Consider the following 22,142-nt stretch of genomic DNA (forward strand, 5'->3'; position numbering starts at 1 on the left):
CCCGTCACTCCACCGTCACCGATTTCGCCAGGTTCCTCGGCTTGTCGATATCCGCGCCGCGCAGGCATGCCGCGTGATACGCGAGCAACTGCAGCGGCACGACGTGCAGGATCGGCGACAACAGCCCGTAGTAATCCGGCATCCGCAGCACCGACACGCCTTCGCTGTTGTCGATCCGCGTATCGGCATCGGCGAATACGTAAAGCTGCCCGCCTCGCGCCCGCACTTCCTGCATGTTCGACTTGAGCTTCTCGAGCAGCGCGTCGTTCGGCGCGATCGTCGCGACCGGCATCGCGTGCGTGACGAGCGCGAGCGGCCCGTGCTTCAGTTCGCCGGCCGGATACGCTTCAGCGTGGATGTACGAAATCTCCTTGAGCTTCAGCGCGCCTTCCAGCGCGATCGGGTAATGCAGCCCGCGCCCGAGAAACAGCGCATTCTCGTGCCGCGAGAACTCCCCAGCCCAGCGCTCGATCTGCGGCTCCAGCGTGAGCACGTCCTCGAGCGCGCTCGGCAGCCGCCGCAACTGCGTCGTATAACGCGCGAGCTGCGCGTCGTCGACGTAGCCGCGCAGCCGGCCAAGCGTCACCGCGAGAATGAACAGCGCGACGAGCTGCGTCGTGAATGCCTTGGTCGACGCGACGCCGATTTCCGGGCCGGCCCGCGTCAGGAACCGCAGGCCGGTCTGACGCATCATCGCGCTGGTCGGCACGTTGCAGATCGCGAGCGTGTCGATATGACCGAGCGCCTGCGCGTACTTGAGCGCGGCGAGCGTGTCGGCGGTCTCGCCGGATTGCGACACGCTGATCACCAGCGTATTCGGCAGCGCGAGCGCGTCGCTGTAGCGGTATTCGCTCGCGATCTCGACCTGCGCGGGCAGGCGCGCGATCGTCTCGAGCCAGCGGCGCGCGGTCAGGCCGGAATAGTGACTCGTGCCGCATGCGAGGATCAGCACGTTGTCGATCTGCTCGAACGCCCGCGTGGCGTCCGGGCCGAACGTCGCCGGATCGAACAGCCCCGCGTCGGGAATGGTCGCGGCCACGGCCTGCGGTTGCTCGAAGATCTCCTTCTGCATGAAATGCCGGTACGGCCCGAGCTCGACCACGCCTTGCGTCGACGCAACGGTCTGGATCGGACGATCGACCGGTGTGCCGCCGCGCTCGAGAATCCGCACGCCGCCCGGCGTCAGCTCGACGATGTCGCCCTCCTCGAGAAAGATGAAGCGATCGGTGATGCCGGCCAGTGCGAGTGCGTCGGACGCGAGAAAGCATTCGTCGTCCTTCAGGCCGACGACGAGCGGCGACCCGGCGCGCGCACCGATCAGCCGCTGCGGCTCGTGCTTGCTGAACACCGCGATCGCGTACGCGCCGTGCAGCTGCGACGTCGCATCGCGCACGGCGGCGAGCAGGTCGCCGCGATACTTGCTGTGGATCAGGTGGGCGACGACCTCGGTGTCGGTCTGGCCGTCGAACTCGTATTGCTCGTCAGACAGTTGCCTGCGCAACGTTTCGTGATTCTCGATGATGCCGTTGTGCACGAGCGCGATTTCGTCGCGCGAGAAGATCGGATGCGCGTTGCAGGTTGCGGGCGCGCCATGCGTCGCCCAGCGGGTATGCGCGATGCCGGTGCTGCCGGACAGCCCGGCGCTGCGCACGTGCGCGTCGAGATCGGCGACGCGCGACACACTGCGCTCGCGGCGCGCCTGGCCGTCGACGACGGTCGCCACGCCGCATGAATCGTAGCCGCGATATTCGAGGCGGCGCAAGCCTTCAATCAGAATCGGAACGATGTTCCGTTGCGCGACCGCGCCGACGATGCCACACATGACACGTCTCCTTCCCTTTGTTCAGTCACGAACCGTGCGCCATTGTGTCAGCGCGATCCGGTCACCGTCGCCGACGCCGTCGTGAAGCCGCATTGAGCGGGTGCGAGCGGATCGGCCATCCGGCTTTCGAATGCCAGGTAAAGCGCCTCCTCCAGTACGTTCCAGTGCGTGCCGTGACGGTATGGGCCCGAGCGGGCATACCAGCAGGCGACGGTGCTCCAGTCGTTCATCTTGAACGCGACCAGTGCGATCAGCCCCCACGGAAAATCGGAGCCGGCGAGCTGCATCCAGGTCTTGCCGTACTTCTGCATCCACTGCGCGTAGATCGTCTCGTTCGACTGGTCGGGCACCCGAATGCCGGACAGGATCGGGAAGATCTGCGCGACTTTCGCCGGATAGAAGGTCGCGTCGCTGATCCGCTGCGTGCTGGCGCGAAAACCCGATTGCGTGCCGCGCCAGAACACCTTGAGGATCGCCGCCGAGAGCCGGTCGGCACGCTGGCTCAACGGGCCCGCGCGCGCATACTCGGCGCGGCGCACGTAATACGCGGCGAGCGCCTGGAACGCGCTGTGTACCTCGACGTTGTCCATCAGCAGCGCGACTTGCAATGACGACGAGATCTGGTAGACGCCAGTCGCCTTGTCGAGCAGCGTGTCGAGGTGCGCGGCCGCGCGGTTCAGGCTGAGTTCCCACGCGGCCGGCATCCCGTCGGGCGGCGCGAAGCGCGCGAGCAGCTCGATCCACGTCGCCATCATTGCGTCGTCCGCGTCGGCTTCCGCGCACGGGCTGGTCTGGCCGCCCTTCACGCAGTAACGATCGAAACCGCCGTCGGGACGCTGGCGCGGCAACACCCATGCGATCCACGCAAGTGCCGCCTGGCGGGCATTCATTTGGGTATCGGCAGCGGCAAGCAGGGCCTTCGCCGCGAAATAAGGATCGATGCCGGCGCCGTTCAGGCGCACGGTGATCGCTCCGTCGGGACGCTGGTACAAGCCGTTGAGCTGGAGTTCGGCGGCGCTCGCATGCAGCACGGAGCAGCACGCGGCGACGCAGCAGGCAACGCGCCACGCGTGGCACCGCCTGACGGTGGCCGCCACGCATGCGCGTGCAGCCGGGAAAAGCGCGGGCCGGTTCATGATCGGGGGCTCCTGCGCGGTAGTCCTGCGCAATCGTCGCCGGACGCGGCGTTGGCCGCGTCGCGCCCGGCGAACGTGTCGACGGTATGGCTCAGTGCACCTTGGCGCTGGTGAACTTGAGGCTGGTTCCGCTGTTCGCTGTCACGAGCCAGTAGGTCGAGTCGGTGATGTTCACACTGCCGCTGCCTTGCGTGATGATCGGCAATGCATACGCTGCCTTCGGCAGCAGCCAGGTCATGTTCGCCAGGCTGGCCGGGTGACTGGCGGAGAATGCCCAGCCACTGCCCGTATCGGTGGCCGACCACGTGACGTTCAGGCGCGACCGGTCGAACGCCGTGATGTCGGTCATCGTGTACCACCTGAACTGACCGAGCAATTTCAGCGTATTCGCTTGCGAGAAGATCGCGGACAGCGTCGACGTATAGGACGACGCGCCGAACGGGTGCGCATAGATCAGCCGGCTCGTGCGGTTCGCGACGACCCAGTTCATCAGCGCGGCGTACCAGTTGTTGACGTCGGTCGTCGGCACCGCATACTGCTGGAACTCCTCGAACGTCGCGTACTTGCCGAACGGCATCACGGGGTAAGCCCACAGGCCGGGGTTCAGCATCGCGCCGTTGCGGTATGCGCGGGTCGGCGCCGAACCGGTATGACCGGTGAAGTAGTACCCGTTAAAGCCGTTGCTTTCGAGCCAGTTCACCGACCAGGTCGGCGTGTTGCCTTCCGGTGCCGCGTATTCGACATCGGGCAGGCCCGTCGCGGCCTGGACGGCCTGGTGGTTCATCACCAGATACTGCGTGAACGTGCTCGCGTTCGTTTCGCTCGCATTCGCGCCCCAGTAGTCGTGGATCCAGCCGCCGTGGCTGCCGACGCGATGTCCCTTGGTGACGAAGTACTTGAGCAAATTCTGCGCCGTCGGGTTGTTGGCGAGATTGATGCCGTCGCCGTCGCCGAAAGTAGCCTCGTCCGGGCCAGCGGTCATCACGAGCGAGAACGGCCCGTTGTTCCATACGCCGAGACTCTTCAGGTAAAGCGCCGGCTGGATCTGGTCGCCCGCGCAGAAGTGCCAGTTGAACACGAGCCCGGCCTGCGCCTTCGGCAGCGGCGACAGCGACGCCAGGTGCAGCATCTGGGTGCCGAAGTAATGCAGGTAGCCGTGGATCAGCATGCCGTCGGTCTGGCCGTCGAGGTAGGCCAGCGGCAGGTTGACGAACAGCACGCCGCCGTTGCCGTACGTGTTGTAGCCGGACACCAGCCCGAAATTCGGCGAGGTCAGGATCGTCGTGCCGGCATAGGTGCCCTGCGTGACGAAGCTCGGGTAGGTCAGGAAACCGTATACATAGCCGGAGATCCCCTCGAGCGTATCGGTGGTGGTCGCCAGCGTGGAAGCGAGCGTATTGGCCGTGGTGCCGGTCGCGGTGCTCAGGAGCGAACCGGCGCTGTACGTGGTCGTCTTCTTCAGCTTGCCGGTCACGGTGCCGGTCAGCTTCGGGAGCGTCTGGCTCAGCACGCCGCTGCCCGTGGGCGCCGTCGCGTACTGGAACCATGCCTGGTGATTGTAATTGGCGAGGCCGCCCGGGTTCGACGGGCTGGCGGACAGGAAGAGCGCGGAGCCGGACGTCGATGCCGACGTCGTCGACGTGCCGGCGCTGCTCGTCGACGCGAGCGAGCTCGCGGTCGTCGTGGTCGTGGTCGACGAAGTGGAGGTCCATGCCATCGACTTGCCCGGAGGCACCTGCAGCGTGCGCAGCCAGCTGCTCATGCCGGTCACGTTGCCGAGACCGATCATGTTGCCGCCGTATTGGTCATACAGCACGTAATCGACACCCGCCATGTTGCTGAAGCGCGATTTCGGGCTCACGTAGAAGCCGGCCGAATTCAGCACGCCGAAATCGTAGACGAGCATCACCTTGCCGCCGTTCAGCGCGTAGTTCTGGATCGCCGTCACGAGCGTATCGTCGGCCGTCGTATGAACCTGGTCCGGCAGGATCAGGCCCGGGTACTGCGACAGCGACGAACCGGCGGCCATGAACTCGCTGTCGGTCATCACCTTGATCTGCAGCCCTTCCTCCTGCGCGGTATCGAGCCACGCGGAGACACGCGAATCGGGCAGCGTCAGCGTGTCGGGCACCAACAGGAGGAGCTGGTTGGTGGCCGCCTGAACCCCGCCCGGACTGAATGCGATCGCGAGTGCGAACAACGCGAACAGAATCCGCAAGAACTTGCCTGACTTTGCCAACATGGTGTGCTCCTCGCTTAAGGAATGGCTGGCGCGCGGCAGCAGCGATGCGCGTGCCGCCAGGTCAACCAACCTTGCCCGGTGGATGTGTGAGGCTGCCCAGTTTCGTCGAGCATCGAACGGCCGGGACCAGCGAACCTGTCCCGGCATCCCGCGCCGTTTTGCCCGTTGAAAACGAATCGATGCGACGCATTGAGAGAAGCGAACAACGTGCCATTGGTCCCGGAGGCCCGGTCGTGCTCGCTCCATGCGCCGGGCGCCGGGCGGCTCGGCGAAAAGCGCGGCCGAATCGTTTCATCGTTGATACGGCAGGGGTTGAACGCGACTCAGCGCGACTGATCAGACGGAATCGTCAGCGAGCCGGGCCAGCTCGCGCAGTACGTGTAGAGCGTGACCAGCAGACCGATCAGCAGCGGGCCGCCGAGCAGGAAATAGCAGAACGGCAAAAACAGCAGCGAGCCGTGATGGATGACGACCGCGTGCAGCAGCATCACGAACGGCAGCGCGAACACGAAATAGCCGACCACGAGCACCGATGCAAAAATCTTTTGCAGCAGCGTGAAGTCGAGCGGGTAGTAAAGCACCGCCATCACCAGCGGAATCAGCGTGATCGCCGCGCCGTGCAGCACGAACATGTCGCGCAGATGCAGCAGCGGCACATACGGGAACGCGCCCGGCGCCAGCCAGAAATACGCGCAAATCAGCAGCTGCGTGAAGCTCGAGATACGTAACAGATATGCAACGGGCAACCAGTTCGTACGCCGCAAGAACGACGCGGCGAAGCCAACCGCGCACAGCGCCGCGGTCACGGCGAGCAGTGTCCCGCTCGGCATCCGCGCCGCGAGATCGATCGACAGCAGCGGTACGCGCGGCGCATCGGGCGGGTAGCCGATCACGATCACGTGCAGCGCCGGATCGATCTGGTACGCGCCCCACTCCATGACCGCGCGCCAGTAGCGCCAGGCGAGCGGCAGGCCGAACCACAGCAACGCATAGAGCGTCGGTGTCAGCAGCACGATCGACAGCAGCCAGCGCTGCGGATGCGGGTGGATCCGCAGCGAGCGGTCGACGCCGGGACGGACGGGATGCGTCTGCATGGCACCCGCCCCCGCTACCAGCGATAGAACACGCTCAGCTCGCCGCCGATCCGTGAGTAGTAAGGGTTATGGTAGTAATCGAACTCGACTTGCGTACCCCACTTGCGCGTGAACCAGTAGCGCCACTTCGCGATCACTTCGTGACTGCGGAAGTCGGCGATCTGCGACCCGGAGCCGGTGACCTGGTACGCCTCGCGGCCGAACCCGCCGCGCAGCACGATCACGCTCTTCCCGACTTCGCCGTAGGTGACGGCGCCGTAGTATTGGGGCGCCTTCACCGACCCCGGCGAATCGACCGTATAGTTCGCGCCCGCCTCGAAGATCCACTTCGGCAGTGCATACCAGATCAAGCCGCCGTGATACAGCTGATCCTTGTGGCCGCTGCGGTTCCACGCGTAGCCGGCGCCGAGCGACACGATCAGCGAACGGTTGGACAGCAGCTTGCGGTTGATCGACACGTCGACGCGCGCGCTCGGCAGGATCGTGCCGGACGTGGTGCCGGAAAAGCCGATGCCGCCGAACCAGTCCGGTCCCATGTCCTGCACATACGTCAGTGAGCCGAGCTGCGTGTTCTCGCCGAAACGGTGCAGCTGCGCCAGCTCGCCGAGTATCGTGCGGCCGCCGTCCTGATAGACGCCGCGCAAATGCACGCCGTACCAGTCGCCATACCCGTGCGTCAGGTGCGCGCTGGACACGCCGAGCGACATCTCGGCATGCCGTTCGCGCGGCGCCTGCACGTGCGCGATCACCGCGTCGGGCAACGGTGGCCGGTTCGTGTCGTCAGGCGAGAATTCGGCGAGCGGCGTGCCGTCCGGCAGGCCGTCGGCGGATACGCGCACGAACGCGGGCGCGTCGAGCGCGCGCGGCACGATGACGGGCGCGGCGACGTCGGGCGACTGTGCGGGCGCCGGCACGCCGGCATCATCAGGCTGCACCGCGAGCGCCGGGAGCGGGCCGACGGCGACGCCGCACAGCACCGCCAGTGCGGCGACGGGTGCGCGCGAGCCGCGACGGCTGGAACGATCGGACATGAAGGCGCTCCTTAACGGGATGCGTGGAACCAGCCGCTGCGGCAGGCGACGAGGTCGCCGTACACGCAGGCGTGGCCGATGACCGAGACGTCGCGTGCGCATGCGCTGACAGGATGGCCGGCGACGCCGATGCGCCCGCCGCTCAGGCGCAGCAGGCCGCCCGCAGACACGACGCCGTCGATGCAGCTGCCGCTGGCGAGCAGCACGTCGTCCCGCGCGAACACGGCGCCGTGCAGGAATGCGTGGCGTTCGAGCTCGACGCGATGCGCCTTGACGCTGCCGCGCAGCACGCAGCCGTCGCCGAGCACCAGCGTGCCGTCCACCACGAGGTTGCCCTGCACGACCGTGTGCGCGGGCAGACGCACGTCGCAGGGCAGCAGGTAGCGGCCGTGCACGTAGCGATGCGGCAGCTTCGCGAAATGGCGCGTCAGCGAGACCGCGCGGCGCGGCGCACCGGCCGCATGGTCGGGCGGCACGCTCGCTGCCTTGCCGAACACGATCGGCTCGCCGTACAGGCACGCGAAGCCGCCGGCGCCGTGCAGGTGCATCGTCCCGCCGACCACGACGCCGCGCAGCACCGCGCTTTCGACGTCGATGTGCGACGCGTGCGCGAGCATGCCGATCGTCGCGCCGGCGTGAATCTCGATGCGCTGCTCGGCGAACGCATACGCTGCCCGCGCGCCGCGGTCGAGCGTGATCGCACGATCCGCATACAGCACGTCGTCGCAATGCTCGTCGCGCACGACGCGGATCTCGTCGTCGTGCCGCACCAGGAGCCCCAGCGCGTGCCACGGCGGCACGGCGGACGGATCGCCCGGCTCCACACCGCCGGCGTGCATGCGCAGCGCATCGCGCCAGCGGGCGGCGAGCAGCGCCTGATCGACGAACGGTCCGTCGCCGATCGGCAGCGCCGCCACGTCGCTGCGCCGGATCAGTTCATGCAGCAACGGCAGGAACGGCAGGCTGAGCACCCCGGCCACCGGCACCATCACATTGAAGGTCGTCATCGTTCATCGCCCCGGTTTCAGTTGCCGGCGAAAGCGCTCGGTCTTGTCCCATTTCAGTTCGCGGCGCAACGCGGCGTCGAGCGCGAGCCCCCACAGCGCCGAGACCACTGCCGCGATCGTCACGCAAAAGCCGACCACGTTGACCGGTACGAGCCGCAGTCGTGTCGCGCGACCGTCGAGCCGGGCGGCGACGACGATCTCGAAGAACACGCCGAAGTTGCCGAAGGTGCTGAACGCGAACAGCGCGAACAGCGACACCAGCAAGCCGAGCGCCGTCGAGTTGACGCCATTGAGCAGGTAGAGCGTGATCGCGGTTCCCCATGCGACCGCGAGCAGCGCGGGCATCAGGAACACGCCGAGCAGCAGCGCACCGTCCAGCCGGCAGCGCCGCGAGATCAGCGGATTGCGCAACACGGGGCCGAAATAGCGCAGCAGGGTCTGGTTATGGCCCTTCGCCCAGCGCGTCAGCTGCCGCGCGCGCACCGCCCAGCGCTCGGGCACTTCCTCGTAGCATTCGGCGTGATTCAGGTAGACCGTGCGCCAGTCGCTCATCAACAGGCGGTAGGTCATGTCGGTATCCTCGGCGAGCGTGTCGTCGCACCAGCCGCCGACCGCGTCGAGCGCACCCTTGCGGATACCGCCGACGGTGCCGCCGTACTGCGGCACCAGGTTCAGGTTGTTGCGCGCCTGCTGGTTGACCTGATAGCCGCCCGCGCGCTCGAGATCGAGCAGCCGCGCGAGCAGGTTGCTGTCGGCGTTCTGCGGCACGACGCGGCCCATCACCGCGCCGACTTCCGGATCGAAGAACGGCGCGACGAGTTCCTTCAGCAGCCCGGGGCGCGGCAGGTAGTCGGCGTCGAACACCACCATGATGTCGCCGCGGATGAAGCGCAACGCGTCCTTCAGCGCGGCGGCCTTGCCCGGTTTGCCGCTCTCGCGGTGAAACGGCTTGATGAGCTCGGGCGCCAGCGCCTGCACTCCGTCGATCAGCGCACGCGTGTTGTCGGTCGAACGGTCGTTGACCGGAATGATCGTCAGCCGGTCGCGCGGATAGGTCGTCGAGAGCAGCGCCATCAGGCAATCGACGACGACGGCCTCCTCGTTGTGCGCGGCGACGAACACCGTGAGCCGCGGCCATTCACCGTGGGTAATCGTCTGATAAGGCGCGTGCTGCGGCTTGAACAGGCGGTCGAGACTGAATACGTAATGCCGCGCGGCGTAGACGCAGGTCAGCAGCGTGAACAGCCACAGGTACGCGACGCACGGAACCACCAGCGTGTCGGGATCGAACGTGACCCACGCGGCGTCGGCGGGCGCCGGTTCGAACGGCGCGTCCGCGCCGGTCGACGCGCGCACCGCGAGCGGTGCGGCACCGGGATAGGCTGTGTCGCGCTCCGCCGCATCGGCGGCCGGGATGCTGACACGCACCGCTTCGGCGACCGGCCGCGTTGCGGTGTCGCGCACGGTCTGCGAGCAAGCCAGCACGATCAGCAGCAGGATGCCTTCGACGCAGAGTGACATCAACCGACGGTTCTTCATGTCCCGGCCCCGGTGCCGGCGACGGCGGCCGCGGAGCGCTTGAGCCCGGGCCGTCGATCGCGCGGATGTCAATGGGAAGCGGCCGCACGTTCGTCGTGCGAGCGCGGCCGTCTTCCGCGCCGGACGAGCATGTCGTGCCGCTTTCCGGATTCGTTGCTTTGGCGTCCCTCCCCGTGTGCTGTCGTTCGAACATGTCGGAGCTCGCCTGTCTAGCCAGAACAAGCAAGCGGCGAGCCATCGGCCGCCGCGCCTCGTGCGGCAAGGGCCGGTGAGCACGCGGCGAGCGCGATCGGGGTGGCGGCCGGGTGTTTTTGATTCACCGACGAATCAGCTTTGGCGCGACTCGCGCGACCGGCCTCGCGCCCCGTTCGCATCGGGCGGCAAATCGTCTGCTCATCGCGCACGTGTCGCCCCGCACGACACGACTTCGGGACGCGGTCCATCGCGAATCGCCGCTGCATGGACCGCGGCCGGCAAGCGTGAACAGTGCCCGCTGCCGCATGCATCGGATGGCCATGATGCGGGTACTGGCACCGCATTCCGGCCGTGCGTTACAGATACGCAACGTTTCGAGCCTGTCGACCCGGGCAACACGAGCGATGCGGCACGGCGGGAAAATCATGCGTGCGCGACCGGAACCGGACGGGCAATGACATGTCGTTCATTGCCCAGACAAAATTCGCATAGCGAAGCGATTCAATGCACTTCGAAAGATGCATGCCGATTGACAGGCAACCGATGCTCGACCCGCATCGCCGCTCATCGAATGACACGACCGGATCGATCGCGCGAACGGCTGCACGTTTATCTGCATCGCGCCCACCCGCCGATATGGCGTCCGTAGCAGTTGTGAAACGTTCCGTAGCAAACCGCGCGCGACGCGCGAATCGGACCCGGCCAGCAGGGACGCTGGTTTGAATATTGCTGTATCGAGAACGGGATCACCTGCCGGGTGCACCGCCGCGTCGCGATGCGAACCGTGTGACGGAACGGCGTGGCGATCGATACATCGAGGAGCGCTCATGACGTGATTGACCAGATGCAAGGGGACGGCCGTAGTCCGACGATTGCGTGGCGGAGACCGCGCGGACAAAAACGGTGCGCGCGCTCCGCAACACCGCTGCATGTCGCGGCCGGCGCCGGCCGGCGTGGCCGCATGCGGGGACGGGACGGGTCGTCTGCAACCATGCTTGGCGCCAGGTGCCGGGTCTGCCGGCACGAAGAAGCTCAACGAGGACAACGATGAAAAAGATCTTGCTTGTGTTCGGTACTCGGCCGGAAGCCATCAAGATGGCGCCGCTCGTCCGCGCGCTGAAGGCGTGCAAGGATGTCGACGCCAGGGTCTGCGTCACCGCCCAGCATCGGGAAATGCTGGATCAGGTCCTCACGCTGTTCGACATCAAGCCCGACTACGATCTCAATCTGATGCGTCAGAGCCAGACGCTGACCGACGTGACGACCGGCATTCTTCAGGCGATCGGGATGGTCTTCGACGACTTGCGTCCGGACGTCGTCCTGGTGCACGGCGATACGACGACGACGCTGGCGGTCAGTCTCGCGGCGTTCTACCGCTATCTGCCGGTCGGACACGTGGAAGCGGGCTTGCGCAGCGGCGACATCTGGTCGCCGTGGCCGGAGGAACTGAATCGCCGCGTGACCGACGCGGTGTCGTCATGGCATTTCGCACCGACCGGCCAGGCGCGCGACAACCTGTTCAGCGAGGGCGTGCCGGTCGGCGCGGTCGTGATGACGGGCAACACCGTGATCGATGCGCTGCACGACGTCAAACGGATGCTCGACCACGATAGCGCGCTCAACGACAAGGTCGCCGCGCATTTTCCGTTCATCGAACCGTCGCGCCGCATCGTGCTGATCACCGGCCATCGCCGCGAGAGCTTCGGCCAGCCGTTCCGGCATTTCTGCGAGGCCCTCTGCACGCTCGCGAACCGCTATCGCGATGCGCAGTTCATCTATCCGCTGCACCTGAATCCGAACGTGCGCGAGCCGGCGCGCGCGCTGCTCTGCAGCGTGCCGAACATCTACCTGATCGAACCCCAGGAATATCTTTCATTCGTATTCCTGATGTCACACGCGCATTTCATCATCACCGATTCGGGCGGCATCCAGGAGGAAGGGCCAGCGCTCGGCAAGCCGGTGCTCGTCACGCGCGAGACGACCGAGCGGCCCGAAGCAATCCAGGCCGGTACCGCACGGCTCGTCGGCACCGACCCGGAGCGGATCATCTGGGAGGCGTCGCGGCTGTTCGACAGCGAGAGCGCGTATGAGGAAATGTCGCGCGCGAGCAATCCGTACGGCGACGGCCATGCGAGCGAGCGGATCGTTCACGCGCTGTTGCATACGCCGGGGGCGGCCGCGAATGCGACGATCTTCTCGATGGGCGCCGCGGAGATGCCGTTCAACGCGCTCACGCTGGGGCTGCAGGCGTTGCGCTCGCCTTGAAGGCCATCCGTCCGACGGTGTCCCGACGGGCGGCGACGCGCGGTGTCGCTGCTCGCTGCCCGCCGCCGCCCGCTATCGGACCACGGCATCGGCCATCGATTGCGCCTGCGCGACCAGCCGCGGGTAGATCCGCTGGGACACGACCTGTCTGGCAAAACACGCCTGCCGCGCATCCTCGGGCACGCGCGCCGCGCTGCACGCCGCGATCGGGCGCAGCGTCACGTTCTTCCACAGGATGTAGACCCGTTTGCCCTGCCGGACCGACACGGCCAGCGTGTTCGGCCCGTCCGGCACGCCGTCCTGGCTTTCGCCCAGCAGCCACGCCTTCACGACGCCGTCGGCCGGCTGCCGCTTGACCGGCAACTCGGCGAAGCGAAATGCCGCGGCATCGTCGCTGAACACGTTCGTGTAAAGCGTTTCATTGTCGAACATCGCGGCGACGTCATCGGTCGGCTTGATGCCCGCATCCGCCGTACTCGCCCAGGCCTTCAGCAACGGCACCGTCGTCACGACGAGATTCGTCTTGCCGTCGTCCGACTTGAAGGACACCCCGTCCGGCCCCGGCGGCATCCCGTCGACGGGGCCGACGCTCTGCACGGTGCCCTCCGCCTTCGCGACGAACCCTCTTGCCCGGACCGGGCCGATCAGCTTCGCGAGCCGCGCGTTCACGTCGGCCGTGTACTGCTTGTCGAGGCCCGCCTGATCCTCCACCCGGGCCGCCGCCAGGGCCGCCGCGGCCTTTTTCCGATACGCAAGATACGAATCCGCCGGCGATGCGATCACCGTCGCCCCGACCGCGGCGAGCACCGCCGCGACCACCACCGCCCCCACCCCGACCTTCAGTTTTGATATGCGCTTCATTTTTATGACGTTACCGAATCCCGCGCCGACAGCGAAAACGGCTGCCGTGCCCCCACGGCAGCCGTCCCTCAGAGACGCATCATTCTAACGTCGCGCAGGCATTAGTCATCTACCTTGAACGCCGATACCAGTCGCGTCAGTTCCGCCGCCTGCTGCTTCAGGCTTTCCGCGGCCGCCGCGCTTTCCTCGACCAGCGCCGCATTCTGCTGCGTCATCTGATCCAGCGACTGCACCGCGTCGCCGATCTGGTCGATGCCCGCGCTCTGCTCCAGGCTGGCCTCGGCGATCTCGCTCATCATCGCGCTGACGCCCTGCACCCGCGACACGACATCGCTCATCACCTTCCCGGCCTCGCTGACGAGCCGCGACCCGGTGTGCACCGTGCCCGCGCTGTGCTCGATCAGCGCCTTGATCTCCTTCGCCGCCTGCGCACTGCGCTGCGCGAGGTTCCGCACTTCCGAAGCGACGACCGCAAACCCGCGCCCCTGCTCGCCGGCCCGTGCCGCTTCGACCGCGGCATTCAGCGCGAGGATGTTCGTCTGGAACGAGATGCTGTCGATCATCACGATGATCTCGGAGATCCGTTGCGACGCGTCGCTGATCTGCTCCATCGTGGTCACGACTTCGCCGACGACCTGCCCGCCGCGCGTCGCCGTATCGGATGCGCCGGTGATCAGTTTCGCGGCCGTCGTCGCGGTTTCAGTGTTGTTGCGCACGACCGCCGTGATTTCCTCCATCGACGAAGCCGTCCGCTCCAGGTTGCCCGACTGCCCTTCGGTGCGCTCGCTGAGATCCGCATTGCCCGTCGCGATCTGTGCGGACCCGGTCGCGATCGACGCGGACGCCGCGCGGATCCGGCGGACGAGCGTCGACAACGACGACACGAAGCGGTTGAACGCGTCCGACAACTGGCCGATCTCGTCCTGGCTCTCGACCGTCATCCGGCGCGTCAGGTCGCCCTGGCCGCTCGCGATTTCCGACAGCAGCAGCGCGGCGCGGCGGATCGGCGCGGCGATCGCGCGCCCGACCAGCCAGATCACGATCAGCGCGACGCCAAGGCCCACCACCGCGGCGACCAGCGCCGCGCTGCGAATCGCGCGCGTCACCGGGCCGAGCAGTTCGGCCTGCGGCACTGCCACGACCACGTATGCGTTCAGTTCCGGAATGAACGACGTCGCAATGAAGCGCGGGCCGCCGTCGCCGGCGTAGCTCAGGTACGCATACGGCTTGCCGGCCAGCAGCGTCGACGATGCATCGCCAGGCAGGCCCGGCTCGTCCTTCAGGAAATGCCTGCCGTCGATCAGCGCCGTATCGCGATGCATCATGATCGCGCCGTCCGGGCGCACGAGATACGCGAACCCGGTGTCGCCGATCCGGTACGCGGCGATGCCCTTCGCGAGCGCATCGACGGACAGGCTCAGGCCGGCCGCGCCGATCGGCGCGCCGTCGAGCTCCACCCGGCTGTTGATGAACATCATATAGCCGCCGAGCGTGACCTCGCGATCCATGTTCACGTCGTAGGTCTTGCCCGACGCGAGGAAGTTCGTCAGCCACTGATCCTTGTCGCTGACCTTTCGCTGCAGGCCGGCTTCGTTGTAGTAGTTGCCGCTCTTCGCCGACACCCATTGCACGGACGCCGCCTTCTGCTCGTCCTTCACGTTGTTCGCAAGCCGGATCCAGTTGCGCGTGCCGGCATCGGGCTTGCCGTCGGCTTCCCATTGCAGCAGGAACGCATCGCGCGCGAGGATGCGCGACGCGGCGATCGGTCCGGCCATCTGCCGCTGCACGTCGGCGCGGATGCCGTTCACGGCGGTCGGCAGCGCTTCGCGGACGACGCGATCGCGTACGGCGTCGCCGATCAGGCGGACGCTCAACCCGCTCGAAATTGCGACGAACACCAGCAGGCAACTCGTCATGCTGAGAATCAGCTTGTTCTGAATGGACAGCTTGCGCCAGAAATGCATGGGAAACCCTCGATAACCGCTCGGTCTGAGCCAGTTTGGGTTATCGGCAGGCGCGCGCGGAAGCGCATCGCTGATTTCACATGTTCGTCATGCGGGATCCGACATGTCGTTGACGGGCGGCCGTCGCGTGCCCGCCGAGGTTCGCGCGCTCAATACGCGACGAAGATCGTCACCCGCCGGTTGCGCGCCCGCGCGGCCGCATCGTCGCCCGCGACGAGCGGCTGCGTGTCGGCCCGGCCGATCGCCGCGAGCCGGTGCGGCGCGACGCCGCGATCGGCCAGATAGCGCACGACGCTGCCCGCCCGCGCGGACGACAGCTCCCAGTTCGATTCGTATTTCGCGTTCGCGATCGGCACGCTGTCGGTATGCCCTTCGACGAGAATGTCGCCGGTCGCATGCTCGCTCAGCGCTCGCGCGATCTGGCTCAGCACGGGCGTCGCGTCGGGCAGCAAACGCGCGTCGCCGACGTTGAACAGGATCTTCGCGTCGATGCCGATCTCGATGCCGTGCGGCGCCCGCACGAGCGAGATGCGACCGTTCGTCTTCAGCGCATCGAGCGATGCCAGCCATGCCGGCGCGCGATCGGGCATCGCGGCTTCGCTCGCGCTTGCCGCGCCTGCGCCGCGCCGCGCGAGCGTCTGATACCGCGCGTCGAGCGCGTGGTACTTCGCGAGCTGCAGCACGTACAGCGCGAGAAACAGCACCATCAGCGTCGTGATGAGGTCCGCGTAGGAAATCAGCCAGCGTCCGGACTGCGTGCCTTCGGCATCATCGTCGTCGCGCCCGGCGGCGGACGAGCCCGCTCGCGCGCCGTCAGTTCGTGCCGTCATGGCCAGGCTCCCGGTACGTCATGCGAGCGACTCCGCCGCGCGGCCGCGCACGTCGCCGGTCAGCCGCGTTTCGATCGTATGCGGCGATTCCTTGCGCGAGATCGCGAGCAGGCCGTCGAGATACAGCTTGCGAAAGCGCAGCTCGCTGTCGATCTGCGCGCGCAGCTTGCCGTGGAGCGGCAGAAACACGAGGTTCGCGAACGCAAGGCCGTAGAGCGTCGCGATGAACGCGACCGCGATGCCCGGGCCGAGCTGCGCCGGTTCGAGAATATGGCTCGTCACCTGGACCAGCCCGAGCACCGAGCCGAGAATGCCGAACGTCGGCGCATAGCCGCCGGCCTGGTGCCACACGCGCGCGGCCGCGAGCCGGCTGCGCTCGTATGCGTCGAGATCTCGCTGCAGCGCATCCTCGAGCACCGCGGTCGACACGCCGTTCGCGAGCAGTTCGAGCCCACGTCGCGCGAATGGATGAATGCCGCTCACGTCCATCGATTCGAAGGCGAGCAATCCGTCGAGCTTCGCGCGATCGCCCCACTCCAGCAGGTCGGCCAGGTGCTTGCGATCGACTTCCTGCGCCCGTACGAACGCGAGCCGCAACTGCTTCACCGCATCGAAGAACCGCGCCCACGTGTTCTGGATCATCACCGCGCCGAGCGTGCCGCCGAGCACGATGACGAGCGCTTCGAACTGGAACAGCATCGAGAAATGCCCGCCTTCCAGCGCGAAACCGAACACGATGGCCGCGCCGCCGAGTATCGCGCCGACCAGGGTCAACAGGTCCATATGCGTCTCCGTCGGATCGTGCGTTACGCGTCGGATGAAGCCAAAGGCGCGGATGCCACCGGCGCCTTGGCAATGCGCACGGCATCGAGCACGCGCCGCTCGATTTCCTCGATCTCGATCGGATCGGGCTTGAGCTCGCGACGCATCACCCACGACACCTCGTTGCGCCGCGCCTCCGTCATCACGGAGAACAGCTTGTCGGCCACCGCGCGATCGTCGAGGCTCGCGATCAGCTTCGCGAGGTCGTACGTATCGAATGCGCTGATCACGTCGAACAGCGTGCGCTGATCGACCCACACGATATCCTCGAGCGCGCGCACGTCGCCGCCGGCGCGCGGGCTGCGTCGCGAGAAATACGCGACGCCCTTCTGCTCGACGTAACCGAGCACCTTCGACTTGCGGAACGCGAACACCTCGTCGGCGATCTCGCCGTGCGACAGCTTGTTGAGCAGCAGCTTCCGGTCGACACCGATCAGCGCCTCGAGATCGGCCAGCTCGATCAGCTCCAGCTCGCTGTTGATCGACAGGTCGAGATCGTGATCGGCGACCTGCTGCGCGCGATCGATCACGCGCGCCGCATCGAACGTGACGACCTGGCGCGCATCCGGCGAAGCCGCGTAATCGGCCGCGCCGCCGGCATGGTCGGCCTGCGCGGCTTCGATCGTGACGAGATTGAGCTTCTCCATGCGGCGCAGCATCGCGAGCACGTGCGGGCGCGAATGGCCTGCGATCGCGCGGCAGCGGCGAATCACGTCCGCAAGCGGCACCGACGTCTCCGCCGCGTGCGTCTGCATCGGCCGCCGCGACCACGCGTCGTCCGCGCCGCGCGTGTCGGTGCCCGCCATCAGCGACAATACATGCGCATACGACAGCACGCCCGGCATGAAGTCCGCGTGCGTATAGGTCGCGAGCTGGTCGTCCTTGCGCTTCACGCGCCGGATCATCGTGCGCACGATATGACGGAGCAGCGCGGACACGTGCTCGATTTCCTCGTCGAGCAGCGCGGCCGGCACGACCGTGAGCTGGCAGAACGACAGCGCCTTCGCGGTATGCGCGCGCGGCTCGGATGCGAGCAGTGCCGATTCGCCGAAGAACTCGCCGCGCCCGAGCGTCGCGACGACGACGCGCTTGTCTTCGCAGCGCGTCGACAGCTCGATCTTGCCGTCGGCGATCAGAAAGATGACGGGCTCGCCGGCGAAGCCCTCCGAATAGATGATTTCGCCGGGCGCGGCCGTGCGCGTCCACGATTGCTGACGGTTCAAGTCGATTCCCCTGCTGCGCTGGTTGTTGCGGACTGCACGTCGCATGTCGCATGCATGCGATCGACAGTCATCCCCGTGCCCGTTTAACGTCATCGGCACCCGCATCCTTTAGGGAATTCGTACTCGTTTCCAGCGAAAATCGACGTGAAACGTTTGCGGATTGCGCGGTCGCACCGGCGGTTCGTTTCGATGCGCGTGTCCGTAGCCCGATTGAAAGCCCGGCGGGGCCTTGCGTCAGAACTCCATGTCGAGTTCGTCGATGTCTTCGTGCTCCACTTTCGCGGCATCGATCCACTCCGCAACGAACGGATGCGCGAGCACGCGCATGCAGTACTCGGCGATCTCGGGCTCGAGTTTCACGTCGTAGGTCAGGAATCGCGTGACGACCGGCGCGTACATCGCATCGGCGATGCCGATCTGCTCGCCGAACAGCCAGGGGCCGCCGTACGCGGCCAGACACTCGCGCCAGATCGTCACGATGCGCTCGATGTCGTGCTGCGCACGCGACCAGATCCGGAAACCGGGAAAGTGCGCACGCAGGTTCATCGGCAGCGCCGAGCGCAGCGCGCTGAAACCGGAATGCATCTCGCCGCAGATCGACCGGCAATGCGCGCGCGCATGCCGGTCGTCGGGCAGCAGCCGCGCCTGCGGCCGGATTTCGTTCAGGTATTCGGCGATCGCGAGCGTGTCCCACACCGTGCTGCCGTCGTGCGTCAGGCACGGCACGAGAATCGACGGCGACAGCAGCAGCAGCTCCGCGCGCGATGCCGCATCGATCGGCACGCTGACCGTCTCGAACGCGAGCCCGCTCAGCCTCGCGAGCAGCCAGCCGCGCATCGACCACGACGAGTAATTGCGGCTGCTGATGGTCAATTTCGTTTGTCCGGTAGATTCCATGTCGCTCCCCTGCTGATTGCCGTTCGTGCCCCTGCACCGAAAGCGCACGCGGCGCCACGCGAACCGCACCGCGCCGGTGCGACGTATTCGCCGAACTGGCGCAGCGTCGCACCCTCGGCACGGCCAGTGCGCCGAGCCGCGGCGGCGGCGCATGGCGTTCGGTCGTCCGGCTGCATGTGCCACATGAACCGCCGTGCGTATCGCCGCGTTTGCCAACCGCGTGCAACGCGCGTGCCAGCCGCATGCTGGCACACGGTTTGCCTCGTTCGACACAACGTGACGCAACGAGTGACGGCCATGAACCTGCTTGCCTATCCGTTCTACCAATGGTCTGCCGAATGCCTGCGCCCGGCGCGCGCATGGGCGGCCGCCACACGCGCGACGATGTCGCTGTGGCCGCCCGTCACGTCGACGCCAACGGGCCGCACGGTCGACGCGCTGTGCGAACTGCTCGAATGCTGCGCGTTCTCGCACCGGCGCCCGCCGTTCGGCATCGCGTCGATCGTCGTCGACGGCGAATCAGTGCCGATCGTCGAGGAAGCCGCGCAGGCCACGCCGTTCGGCACGCTGCTGCATTTCCGCAAGGCGCGGCCGGTCGCGCGTCAGCCGCGCGTGCTGATCGTCGCGCCGATGTCCGGGCATTTCGCGACGCTGCTGCGCGGCACGGTCAGCACGATGCTTGCCGATCACGACGTGTACATCACCGACTGGCACAACCCACGCGACATCCCGCTCTCGGCCGGGCGCTTCGGCTTCGACGAATACGTCGAGCACGTGATCGATTTCATTCGGCAGATCGGCCCGGACGCGCATGTGCTCGCGATCTGCCAGCCGACCGTCGCCGCGCTTTCGGCGGTCGCGCTGATGGCCGCCGCCGGCGATCCGGCCCAACCCGCGAGCCTGACGCTGATGGCGGGGCCGATCGACTGCCGCGTGAATCCGACGAAGGTCAACGCGCTCGCCACGAGCCGGCCGATCGAATGGTTCGCGCGCAACCTGATCAGCGTGGTGCCGGCCGGCTTCGTCGGGGCGCAGCGTCGCGTGTATCCGGGCTTCGTGCAGGTCGGCGCGTTCATGTCGATGAATCCCGACCGCCATGCCGCTTCGTTTGCCGACCTGTACTACGAACGTGCGAAAGGCGATCCCGCGAAGGCCGACGCGCTGCGTCACTTCTACGACGAATACTTCGCGACGGCCGATCTCACCGCGGAGTTCTATCTGGAAACGGTCGAGAAAGTGTTCCAGCAATACGCGCTCGCGCGCGGCGAGCTGACCATCGGCGACCGGCTGGTGGAACCGGCCGCGATCCACCGCACCGCGCTGCTGACGATCGAAGGCGAGAAGGACGACATCTGCGCCGTGGGCCAGACGGTGGCCGCGCAGGAGCTGTGTTCGGGATTGCCGCCGTACCTGAAAACGCACCATGTGCAGACGGGCGCGGGCCACTACGGCGTGTTCAACGGCAGCCGCTGGGAAACACAGATCTATCCGATCGTCCGTGCGACGATCCATGACAACGAGCCATACGATCGCACCGCCGATACGGACGGCGGAGCGAACGGCGCGCACTACGTGACGCTGCGGGCATTGCTCGACGCGCGCGCGGCCTGTCACGATGCGGCGACGACCGCGACGTAATCCGATTACGTGCACGGAACCCGCGCGGCAGGGCAATGATCGGCGCGGCAGATCGGCGCTGCAAATAATTCGCCCCGCCTGGGTGGCGGGGCGCGATTTCGGGCAGTGCGCGAGCGGCAAGGCTCGCGCGTTCCGCCGGCTTACGGACAGGCCTTGCCGTGCGACGCGTGGTAGCCCTTCGCCTTCGCATCGGCTTCCGGCATATAGCTGCCGTGCTTTGTCTTGCCGTAGTACTTGTCGGTCGAGCAGTGATAGACCTTCGTGCTGTCGTTGACCCACACCTTGCCCGCGCCGCCGCCGGGCGCCGCAGCCGCGGTCGTCGACGGCGCGCCCTTCGCGGGCGCGGTGCCGGATGCTGCGCCGGCGGATGCCGCCGTCGCCGGCGCCGCGGCCGGTGCGCTGGCCGCGGCAGCAGCCGACGCGCCGTACCAGGTCTTCACGCCCTTGTGCCCCGCACAGGCGCCCTTCTTCGACGCGCCCGAATAGAACGACCCGTCCTTGCACAGCCCGGTCGTGCCCGCCGGCGCGCTGGCCGGAACCTGTGCGAACGCACCGATCGACAACCCCATGCCGGCAGCCAGCGCGGCGATCAACATCGTCTTTTTCATGGTCCTCTCCTGATTGGCCTGAATGGTGAAGGCGTCCCGACGATACGCCGGGAATACCGCGCCGCGGGTCAACGTACCCAGCGGCACACGCGGTGATGGTGGTGATCGAAATGGCACACGCGGTGCGAATGGGCTTCGGCCAGCGCCGGTACGAGCACGGCGCAGGCGACGGCCGTCACGGTCAGGATCTTCGCGATGCGGGTCATGACATTCTCCTGGGTAGGTCAGCCGGTGGTCCGGCTGTTCCCCCCTTAACGCCGGTCGCCGGCACGCCGTGCACCGCACCTGCCTCGAATTGACGATCTTTGACACCGTGTAACGAAACGTCACGCGAGGCTGACAAACTGCCGTCTGTTTTTTCGATTTGCTTACGCGGAAAATGCTTCGGATGTCGAATGACTGAAGCAGGACAAGATGCCCGAGATGGACCAACAAAAAAACCGCCCGAAGGCGGTCTGTCGGAGGCACGCGGATGCCTCGCGTCCGAAACGACCGGGGGCTACGCGCCCGCGTCGCCCCACGGCGTCGGCGCAGGCACTTCGCATGGCCCTTCGACGTCGATCGACTTGAAATCGGCCGGCCCGACGATCTCCAGATACTCCATGTCGGGCGAGTAGTCGAACAGGTAATGCACGATTCCCGGCGCCTGGTGCACGCAGTCGCCGGCGTTCACGAGCGTCTCGCGGTCGCCGTACATGAAGCGCGCCCAGCCCTTCAGCATGATCACGATGTGGAACTCGGCCTCGTGACGGTGCCAGCCGGTGCCCGCCGTCGGTGCATGATTCGCCCTGACGAGTTGCGCGACGACCTTGCCGTTCGTCGCGGCCGCGATGCCGAGATCGCGATACAGGAAGAAGTCGCGCAGGCCTTCGCCTTGATACGCGGTGTCCTGCGGCTTCACGTGGGAAAACGCGGTAGGGGTCGACGTGCTCATCGCGGTGCTCCTCGATCGAAAGAGTCGTCCGGGA

18 protein-coding genes are annotated in these 22,142 nt (G+C 66.8%); 2 read left to right on the plus strand and 16 right to left on the minus strand.

The window, feature by feature from the left end; translation table 11 throughout:
- Nucleotides 1-4: 4 nt before the first annotated feature.
- From glmS to DIE22_RS01335, 7 genes are all read right to left on the minus strand, one after another.
- On the minus strand, nucleotides 5-1,822 hold the full coding sequence (gene glmS, locus DIE22_RS01305) for a glutamine--fructose-6-phosphate transaminase (isomerizing) (protein ID WP_124604165.1): 1,818 nt from the start codon (nucleotides 1,820-1,822) through the stop codon (nucleotides 5-7).
- A gap of 47 nt (nucleotides 1,823-1,869) precedes the next feature.
- The gene (locus DIE22_RS01310) at nucleotides 1,870-2,958 is read right to left on the minus strand and encodes a hypothetical protein (protein ID WP_124495818.1); all 1,089 of its coding nucleotides are present in this window, start codon (nucleotides 2,956-2,958) and stop codon (nucleotides 1,870-1,872) included.
- A 91-nt stretch (nucleotides 2,959-3,049) separates the two neighbouring features.
- A complete protein-coding gene (locus DIE22_RS01315) occupies nucleotides 3,050-5,200 on the minus strand; it encodes a hypothetical protein (protein ID WP_124495820.1) in 2,151 nt (716 codons plus the stop codon).
- A 323-nt stretch (nucleotides 5,201-5,523) separates the two neighbouring features.
- A complete protein-coding gene (locus DIE22_RS01320) occupies nucleotides 5,524-6,294 on the minus strand; it encodes a hypothetical protein (protein WP_124495822.1) in 771 nt (256 codons plus the stop codon).
- A 14-nt stretch (nucleotides 6,295-6,308) separates the two neighbouring features.
- The gene (locus DIE22_RS01325; protein WP_124495824.1) at nucleotides 6,309-7,325 is read right to left on the minus strand and encodes a YaiO family outer membrane beta-barrel protein; all 1,017 of its coding nucleotides are present in this window, start codon (nucleotides 7,323-7,325) and stop codon (nucleotides 6,309-6,311) included.
- A gap of 11 nt (nucleotides 7,326-7,336) precedes the next feature.
- Nucleotides 7,337-8,332 carry a polymer-forming cytoskeletal protein gene (locus DIE22_RS01330; RefSeq protein ID WP_124604167.1) on the minus strand — a complete coding sequence of 332 codons (996 nt, stop codon included), beginning with the start codon at nucleotides 8,330-8,332 and terminating at the stop codon, nucleotides 7,337-7,339.
- A gap of 3 nt (nucleotides 8,333-8,335) precedes the next feature.
- Nucleotides 8,336-9,871, minus strand: a complete 1,536-nt coding sequence (locus DIE22_RS01335; RefSeq protein WP_124604169.1) for a glycosyltransferase family 2 protein — start codon at nucleotides 9,869-9,871, stop codon at nucleotides 8,336-8,338.
- Between the two features lie 1,242 nt (nucleotides 9,872-11,113).
- Here DIE22_RS01335 and wecB point away from each other — a divergent pair.
- Complete coding sequence (wecB, locus tag DIE22_RS01340; RefSeq protein WP_124495830.1) at nucleotides 11,114-12,331, plus strand: non-hydrolyzing UDP-N-acetylglucosamine 2-epimerase; 1,218 nt, start codon at nucleotides 11,114-11,116, stop codon at nucleotides 12,329-12,331.
- A 72-nt stretch (nucleotides 12,332-12,403) separates the two neighbouring features.
- Here the strand turns inward: wecB and DIE22_RS01345 are convergent, their stop codons facing one another.
- From DIE22_RS01345 to DIE22_RS01370, 6 genes are all read right to left on the minus strand, one after another.
- Nucleotides 12,404-13,192 (minus strand): hypothetical protein, encoded by a 789-nt coding sequence (locus tag DIE22_RS01345; RefSeq protein WP_124495832.1) that lies wholly within the window; start codon nucleotides 13,190-13,192, stop codon nucleotides 12,404-12,406.
- Nucleotides 13,193-13,293: 101 nt separating this feature from the next.
- Nucleotides 13,294-15,156 carry a methyl-accepting chemotaxis protein gene (locus tag DIE22_RS01350; protein WP_124604171.1) on the minus strand — a complete coding sequence of 621 codons (1,863 nt, stop codon included), beginning with the start codon at nucleotides 15,154-15,156 and terminating at the stop codon, nucleotides 13,294-13,296.
- 149 nt (nucleotides 15,157-15,305) lie between these two features.
- The gene (locus DIE22_RS01355) at nucleotides 15,306-15,986 is read right to left on the minus strand and encodes an OmpA family protein (RefSeq protein WP_124604173.1); all 681 of its coding nucleotides are present in this window, start codon (nucleotides 15,984-15,986) and stop codon (nucleotides 15,306-15,308) included.
- A gap of 18 nt (nucleotides 15,987-16,004) precedes the next feature.
- Entirely contained in the window at nucleotides 16,005-16,769 is a 765-nt protein-coding gene (locus DIE22_RS01360) for a flagellar motor protein (RefSeq protein WP_124495838.1), read from the minus strand.
- A gap of 23 nt (nucleotides 16,770-16,792) precedes the next feature.
- Nucleotides 16,793-18,031 carry a Crp/Fnr family transcriptional regulator gene (locus DIE22_RS01365; RefSeq protein ID WP_124604175.1) on the minus strand — a complete coding sequence of 413 codons (1,239 nt, stop codon included), beginning with the start codon at nucleotides 18,029-18,031 and terminating at the stop codon, nucleotides 16,793-16,795.
- 234 nt (nucleotides 18,032-18,265) lie between these two features.
- Nucleotides 18,266-18,928, minus strand: a complete 663-nt coding sequence (locus DIE22_RS01370) for a glutathione S-transferase family protein (RefSeq protein ID WP_124495842.1) — start codon at nucleotides 18,926-18,928, stop codon at nucleotides 18,266-18,268.
- A gap of 297 nt (nucleotides 18,929-19,225) precedes the next feature.
- Here DIE22_RS01370 and DIE22_RS01375 point away from each other — a divergent pair, with 297 nt between their 5' ends.
- Nucleotides 19,226-20,566: a polyhydroxyalkanoate depolymerase gene (locus DIE22_RS01375; RefSeq protein ID WP_124604177.1), complete on the plus strand. Its 1,341-nt coding sequence runs from the start codon at nucleotides 19,226-19,228 to the stop codon at nucleotides 20,564-20,566.
- Between the two features lie 140 nt (nucleotides 20,567-20,706).
- Here the strand turns inward: DIE22_RS01375 and DIE22_RS01380 are convergent, their stop codons facing one another.
- The 3 genes from DIE22_RS01380 to DIE22_RS01385 all read right to left on the minus strand — a co-directional run bounded on the left by DIE22_RS01380 (nucleotide 20,707) and on the right by DIE22_RS01385 (nucleotide 22,108).
- A complete protein-coding gene (locus tag DIE22_RS01380; protein ID WP_124495846.1) occupies nucleotides 20,707-21,174 on the minus strand; it encodes a DUF3761 domain-containing protein in 468 nt (155 codons plus the stop codon).
- A gap of 68 nt (nucleotides 21,175-21,242) precedes the next feature.
- Nucleotides 21,243-21,380 (minus strand): HHHH-motif protein, encoded by a 138-nt coding sequence (locus DIE22_RS38015; protein ID WP_174908495.1) that lies wholly within the window; start codon nucleotides 21,378-21,380, stop codon nucleotides 21,243-21,245.
- A 293-nt stretch (nucleotides 21,381-21,673) separates the two neighbouring features.
- Entirely contained in the window at nucleotides 21,674-22,108 is a 435-nt protein-coding gene (locus tag DIE22_RS01385) for a cupin domain-containing protein (protein ID WP_124495848.1), read from the minus strand.
- Between the last annotated feature and the right edge of the window lie 34 nt (nucleotides 22,109-22,142).

The sequence above is a fragment of the Burkholderia sp. Bp9142 genome, from assembly GCF_003853415.1.
Classification (GTDB): Bacteria; Pseudomonadota; Gammaproteobacteria; order Burkholderiales; family Burkholderiaceae; genus Burkholderia.